This is a genomic window from Shewanella sp. S1-49-MNA-CIBAN-0167, from assembly GCF_040310145.1.
Taxonomy (GTDB): domain Bacteria; phylum Pseudomonadota; class Gammaproteobacteria; order Enterobacterales; family Shewanellaceae; genus Shewanella; species Shewanella psychromarinicola.
The window spans coordinates 1-5,697 of the sequence record NZ_JBEOPO010000076.1 but is presented as its reverse complement, the minus strand read 5'-3'; the positions used below and the strand labels follow the sequence as shown (position 1 = coordinate 5,697).

The window sequence follows — 5,697 nt, the reverse complement described above, 5'->3', positions numbered from 1 at the left end:
AGTGTAATTTGTTTCATGGGGCTATGATGATCCCATTTGGGACAAAATCAAGCATTTTCAATGATCACGGGTATATAAGCGTGAAAGCATTTTATTGAAAATGGCTCGTATAGTGGCAAAAGTTAAGTCAACTACGGTTGTTACGACTGCTCCTGCAAAAGACAACATATGACCGAGTAGGCCTCTGACATCGTCGGCGAAAGAACTTGCTGCAGCAGCAATTTTTTCAAGGGTTTTGGCGACAAGGTCATAGAATGTCAAACCGTAAGATGCCGTTGCTTGTGCTACAATTGCGCCATAATATCCAGCCTCTTTTAAGACCGTAATTAATGCTGCGCTGAGTTTGTCACTCCACTGGTCTGAATAGCTTGCTTGATTGCGGTTTTCATAACGTAATTTTACCGGTTTTAAATATTCGCTAGCTTTAACATGTAAATGGCCCCAATGCTCAGTGTTTGCAGAGACTAAATAACCTGGTTCGGCCCCAGCTTTAGGATCCATACCATGAGCACTAACCCTCAAACCTTGGCTGTTATCTAAGCGATATTCAACGCCTTGATAAGGCGCATGAATAAAAGGCCATAAAGGCACTTTAGGCACTACATCTGCGCCGTGGGTGCAGCGGTAAATTTGATTAAGTCTATGAGTGTTAGCCGTGGCAAAACCTTGTTGTCCAACTCTTGGAGAACCAAAAGTGTATAAATTAATATTTGAAGCGTAGTTATTAACAGATGCCCAGTCCGCAGCGAGTGAAGCTATTGCACCACCTAAACTGTGGCCGACAAAATGAATTGCTTTACCGGGATTTGAAGTACGCCACTTATCTAAAAAAGTCGCAAATTGCGGTCTTAATGAAGTAAAAGCATTATTAAAACCAGCGTGCACTATTTGGCTGCCATCACCGACACTTAAACCAATTTGAGCATTAGTAGACCAGTCCGCAGCAGAGCTAAATTCAGTACCGCGGATCGCTATGATAGCATCACCTTGGTATTGTCCTTTGCCTAACCCCATAGCCGCAAAACCTGACTGGCGATTGAAAATAAACCCGCCAGTTTTGCCTATACCGACATTGTTGAATGTAAAGTGTTTTTTAATGTATGGATTAGCAAAGTTGGGTGCCAAGTCTAAATCGATTACATCGTACACTTTAGCTGCCAGCTCGGAGGCTAATTTGGGGGTTAATTGAGTCATAAACATTCCTTGTTAACTATTATTGCTATTCACCGAATTTTTTTTGCTTCTCGATTTCTAATTTTTCCAGCTCAGGCCAGCTACAAATACTGAATACCTGATATCGCACAACTCCGCTGGGGAACTCTTCATCAATGATTTCTTGACTAATGGCTTCATTAGCTAGGTCACAATCTAATTGTGCTAATCGCTCGACTAGATAAGATATGTGTTTCTCGCCTCTAGTCACTGTTGACCACAAAAAAGTGTCTGTATAGTCTCCCTCTGCGACTTTAATTGCTTGCGCAACGCGCGTTTCAGCAAAAGGTTTATTAGGGTGATTTGTTCTATAAATGATTTCAGGAAAGCTAAATTTGCCTTCATCGTCAGTAGTGGTGTAATCCCACTCTATGTCTTCCATCACACCAGAGTATTTATACCCTCTTTTTAGCTTAATACCGGCTAAAGGCTTGCTGTCATGAGCTAAACTGCCCACCACCTCAGGAAACACCTCGACATCGACTTTTTTAAACATGCTAAACATTGATTCCTCCGAGAAGCAACTAACAGCGAAGATGATAGACAGGAATGCGACAATTCCAATATATGCTCTGTAGCCCATAGATGAAGCCACTCCCTGCTTTAATTTTTATATGGTTAATTTTTAACTAGGTATTGTAGAGCGATTCAGTAAGGGGATCTATTATCATAAGTGACTATTTTTTAAGGGGTAATGATTAGATGGGGTGTGTCGATTACGGTGTTTTTCAAGGGAGTTGTCGCCTGGTATTTGATTTTATGCCACCTTGCCCTCTTTTATTTCAACCTTAGATTTCTCTGGGTTAAGATTAACCTCTTTAATCAGATCCCAATTCTTAATTTCACCCGACCAACGACTCGGCTTTTCTGCTTTTGCTCTCTTATAAACCGCCACTCGATTTAATAAAATAGCGTCATCAAGCCCTTGATGACGCTTCGATGGTGTCACAAATTTAATACCACTGTGCCGATGTTCATCGTTATACCATTTAGTAAACCCGAACACCCATTCGCGTGCAGCATCAAGATCTTCAAATGCTTTTTCTGGGTATTCTGGTCGATACTTTAATGTCCTAAATATTGACTCCGAATAGGGGTTGTCATTGCTTACTGATGGGCGGCTAAATGAAGGCATTACGCCTAATTCTTGTAGCGTTGCCAACATAGTTGCTCCTTTCATTGGGCTGCCATTATCAGAGTGTAGCGTGACTTGATGAGGTTTTACCTTCTCGCGCAAGCAAATATCGGTCATCAAATCGGCCGCCAGAGCACTAAGCTCATCGCAATGTACTTGCCAGCCAACAATTTTACGGCTAAAAATATCAAGCACTAAATATAAGTAAAAAAAGCTCCCCTTAACACTTGTCGGTAAATAGGTGATATCCCATGTATACACCTGATTGGGGCCGGTTGCAGTTAATGCCTTTGGCTTAATTACCGTTCTTGCAGGCTTGCTTTTTAAACGATGCTGAAGCTGCTTTTTATTCTTTAATATTCTGTAAATACTCGATTCAGATCCTATATATATCCCTTTATCAGCAAGTATCGGTACAATTTGACTTGGTGGTAAATGGGCAAATTCAGGCTCATTGACCACTTTTAATATTCGTTGTTGCTCGATTGATGTCAACTTGTTTTGAGGTGCATGTATTGCCTCTATTCGCCCATCTTTGTCATTGTTTGTCTGTAACCATCGTTGTAGTGTTTTGGCGCTAATTCCAATTATTTCACAGGCCATCTTTTGCCTAGCACCTGCATCGCTAGCTTCTCTAACAAGGCTCAAGATACGCAGCCGTTCTGAACAGGTGGTTAATTGTCCTCGTCGTTTCCCCAAATCTCGTGGACTTTTTTTTTGAGCACCAATAATGCAGCTGTTTCAGCTAATGCTTTGTCTTTACGATTAAGCTCTTTTTTTAATGATTTATTTTCATGCTTCAAGATTTTTATTTCTGATGGGGCAACCGTTTTCGGCTTGTGAGTCTTGTCATTAAGGAAATCAAGCTTCCACTGCTTCACATGATGAGGGTAAATCCCCTGCGAGCGACAGTGAGTGTTTAATGCGTCGTCGCTCAAAGAGGCACACACAACGACCATGTTAAACCGTTCTTTTAATGTCCAATCTTGTGGCCGTTTATCATTACTCATACTTGTTATATCATCATGTGAAGCTGTTTCAAATTTTTGGTTACTCGCTTTTACAATCCACTTGCTGAGTGTTGAAGCGCCAATACCCAGTGAATTAGCTATCTCAGTTAATGTTGAATTCTCATTTCGACTAAGCGCCTTTTCGACTGCTTGTATCTTAAATGATGTAGTGAATTTTCTCTTCATTTTAATCTCCTCTAACTAAAAAAGTAGAGGCGACAACTATCCTGACACCTGACTCTTATACACAAATAAATTAGGCTTCAATTGAACTTTATTTATATCAGTCGATCAGATCAGTTATAACGAAAACACCGATTGAATTTAATTATGATGCTGATAAAAGACACTGAAGAATGGGCTAGTCATTTGTTTAAACATGCTGAATTAGGTGATGTACGGCGCACTAAACGCCTGATAAAAATAAGTCATCAAATGGCGAGTAACATAGGAAGTTCTATTGTGAACGCGTCTGGCTCACAGGCCTCTATTGAAGGCGCATATCGCTTTCTTCGTAATGATAAAGTTGACGCTGATAACATCGCTACCGCCGGTTTGAAATCGCTGTTACCTGCACTAACACTGTCAAATACAATCCTTGCGCTAGAAGATACATCAACATTGTGTTACCGACACAATGTGACTAAAGAGCTCGGACATACTGGCGCATATAAACAAAGCTCTTCTAAAGGGATGTTAGCGCACACTGTCCTTATGGTCGATGCAGAAACAGAGCATACTATTGGCTTGGGTGCGCAGCATCGTTGGTGCAGAAAAGATGAAAACTTTGGTACTGCTAACGACAGAAAACGCCGCAAGTACGAAACGAAAGAAAGTTATAAATGGCAACGCTCGTCGGAAGAAATGAGTACCCGATTTGCAGATGTGATGGATAATATCATAAGCGTTTGTGATCGAGAATCTGATATGTTTGAGTATATTGATTATAAAACAACAAATAATCAACGGTTTGTAGTGAGAGCCAAGCATGAGCGGGTTGTGAATACAGACGGCGATAAACTAAGTCCCTACATTGAAAATCAATCTAGTGAAGCTTCATATTCGGTTAAGATAAAGCAAAAAGGAGGCCGAAAAGCACGCATTGCAAAAGTAGCCGTACGTTATGCTTACATTACTATTTATCCGCCTAAAAAACACAAGAAACTTGGTGGTATGAATTTAACAGTGATAAGTTGCAACGAGATTGAACCACCAAGTGGAGCAAGTCCATTGTCGTGGAAATTGTATACAGGCGAACCAATAAATAGTGCTTCTGATGCACTAAGGATAGTTAGATTTTATGAACTAAGATGGCGAGTTGAAGAGTTCCATAAAGCGTGGAAGTCAGCGGGCACTCAAGTTGAGTCGTTTCGCATGCAAACGCGAAATAACCTAGAAAAGATCATTGTAATAACAGCATTTATTGCAGTGAGACTTCTCCAGTTACGCGAGCTTGTTGTCGATAAAGATAATGCAAAATCAATTGGTTGCGACAAATTTTTCAATCTTCTTGAATGGAAGTTGTTGTGGTCAAAGACTGAAACCAAAAAAGCACCTAACACAACACCTTCATTACATTGGGCTTATTATGCACTTGCCAAATTAGGCGGATGGCACGACAGTAAGCAAACTGGTGTTGTTGGTTGGGAAGCTCTATGGAAAGGTTGGTTTTCACTGAGCCAACTGCTAGAAGGTGCTCGATTTATGCAAGCGCAACAACAGGAGATGTGATCAAGAGACAGATCCTGACACAGGGGGATTATTAGAATATATACGGATGAATTATTTAACGCCCTTATTAATCAAATTTTTTCCGTTTCTCGATTTCTAATTTTTCCAGATCAGGCCAGCGACAAATGCTCAATACTTGATAGCGCACTACACCACTAGGAAACGCTTCATCAATGATTTCATTCCTAATGGCTTCATTAGCTAGGTCACAATCTAATCGTGCTAATCGTTCAGCTAAATAAGATATATGTTTCTCGCCTGAAGATATGGATCCCCAAAGTATTACTTCAGAATACTCATCTTTAGCTGCTTTAATGATGTCTGACTCTTCATTTTCATCGACTTTAATCGTTTGAGATATACGAGTTCCAGCAAATGGTTTATTAGGGTGACTTGTTCTGTGAATAATTTCAGGAAAGCTAAATTTGCCTTCATCGTCAGTAGTGGTGTAGTCCCATTTTTTTTCTTCCATAACACCAGAGTATTGGTAACCTCTTTTTAGCTTAATATCGGCTAGAGGTTTACCCTGAAGGGTTAGGCTACCAATCACTTCAGGAAACACTTCGACATCGACTTTTTTAAACATGCGAAATATTGCTCCCTCCAAAA

5 protein-coding genes are annotated in these 5,697 nt (G+C 40.4%); 1 reads left to right on the top strand and 4 read right to left on the bottom strand.

The window, feature by feature from the left end:
* Positions 1–57 precede the first annotated feature (57 nt).
* The 3 genes from AAEZ00_RS20310 to AAEZ00_RS20300 form a co-directional block, all read right to left on the bottom strand.
* Positions 58–1,194, bottom strand: coding sequence for a lipase family protein (locus AAEZ00_RS20310; protein WP_351079395.1), 1,137 nt, complete (start codon positions 1,192–1,194; stop codon positions 58–60).
* A gap of 25 nt (positions 1,195–1,219) precedes the next feature.
* Complete coding sequence (locus AAEZ00_RS20305) at positions 1,220–1,717, bottom strand: DUF6795 domain-containing protein (RefSeq protein WP_124013677.1); 498 nt, start codon at positions 1,715–1,717, stop codon at positions 1,220–1,222.
* A gap of 252 nt (positions 1,718–1,969) precedes the next feature.
* A protein-coding gene (locus AAEZ00_RS20300; protein ID WP_351079392.1) for an IS3 family transposase occupies positions 1,970–3,543 on the bottom strand; the annotation gives its coding sequence in 2 pieces (ribosomal slippage) (positions 1,970–3,069 and positions 3,069–3,543; 1,575 coding nt in all).
* Between the two features lie 132 nt (positions 3,544–3,675).
* Here AAEZ00_RS20300 and AAEZ00_RS20295 point away from each other — a divergent pair.
* A complete protein-coding gene (locus AAEZ00_RS20295) occupies positions 3,676–5,088 on the top strand; it encodes an IS4 family transposase (RefSeq protein WP_124013708.1) in 1,413 nt (470 codons plus the stop codon).
* Between the two features lie 67 nt (positions 5,089–5,155).
* Here AAEZ00_RS20295 and AAEZ00_RS20290 read toward each other — a convergent pair.
* On the bottom strand, positions 5,156–5,697 hold a 542-nt coding region (locus AAEZ00_RS20290; protein ID WP_351089675.1), incomplete at its 5' end, for a DUF6795 domain-containing protein.

What these genes read in the sequence shown, in the direction of transcription:
- AAEZ00_RS20305 (WP_124013677.1), bottom strand. Translation starts at nt 1,717, where the DNA reads ATGTTTAGCATGTTTAAAAAAGTCGATGTCGAGGTGTTTCCTGAGGTG.
- AAEZ00_RS20310 (WP_351079395.1), bottom strand. Translation starts at nt 1,194, where the DNA reads ATGACTCAATTAACCCCCAAATTAGCCTCCGAGCTGGCAGCTAAAGTG.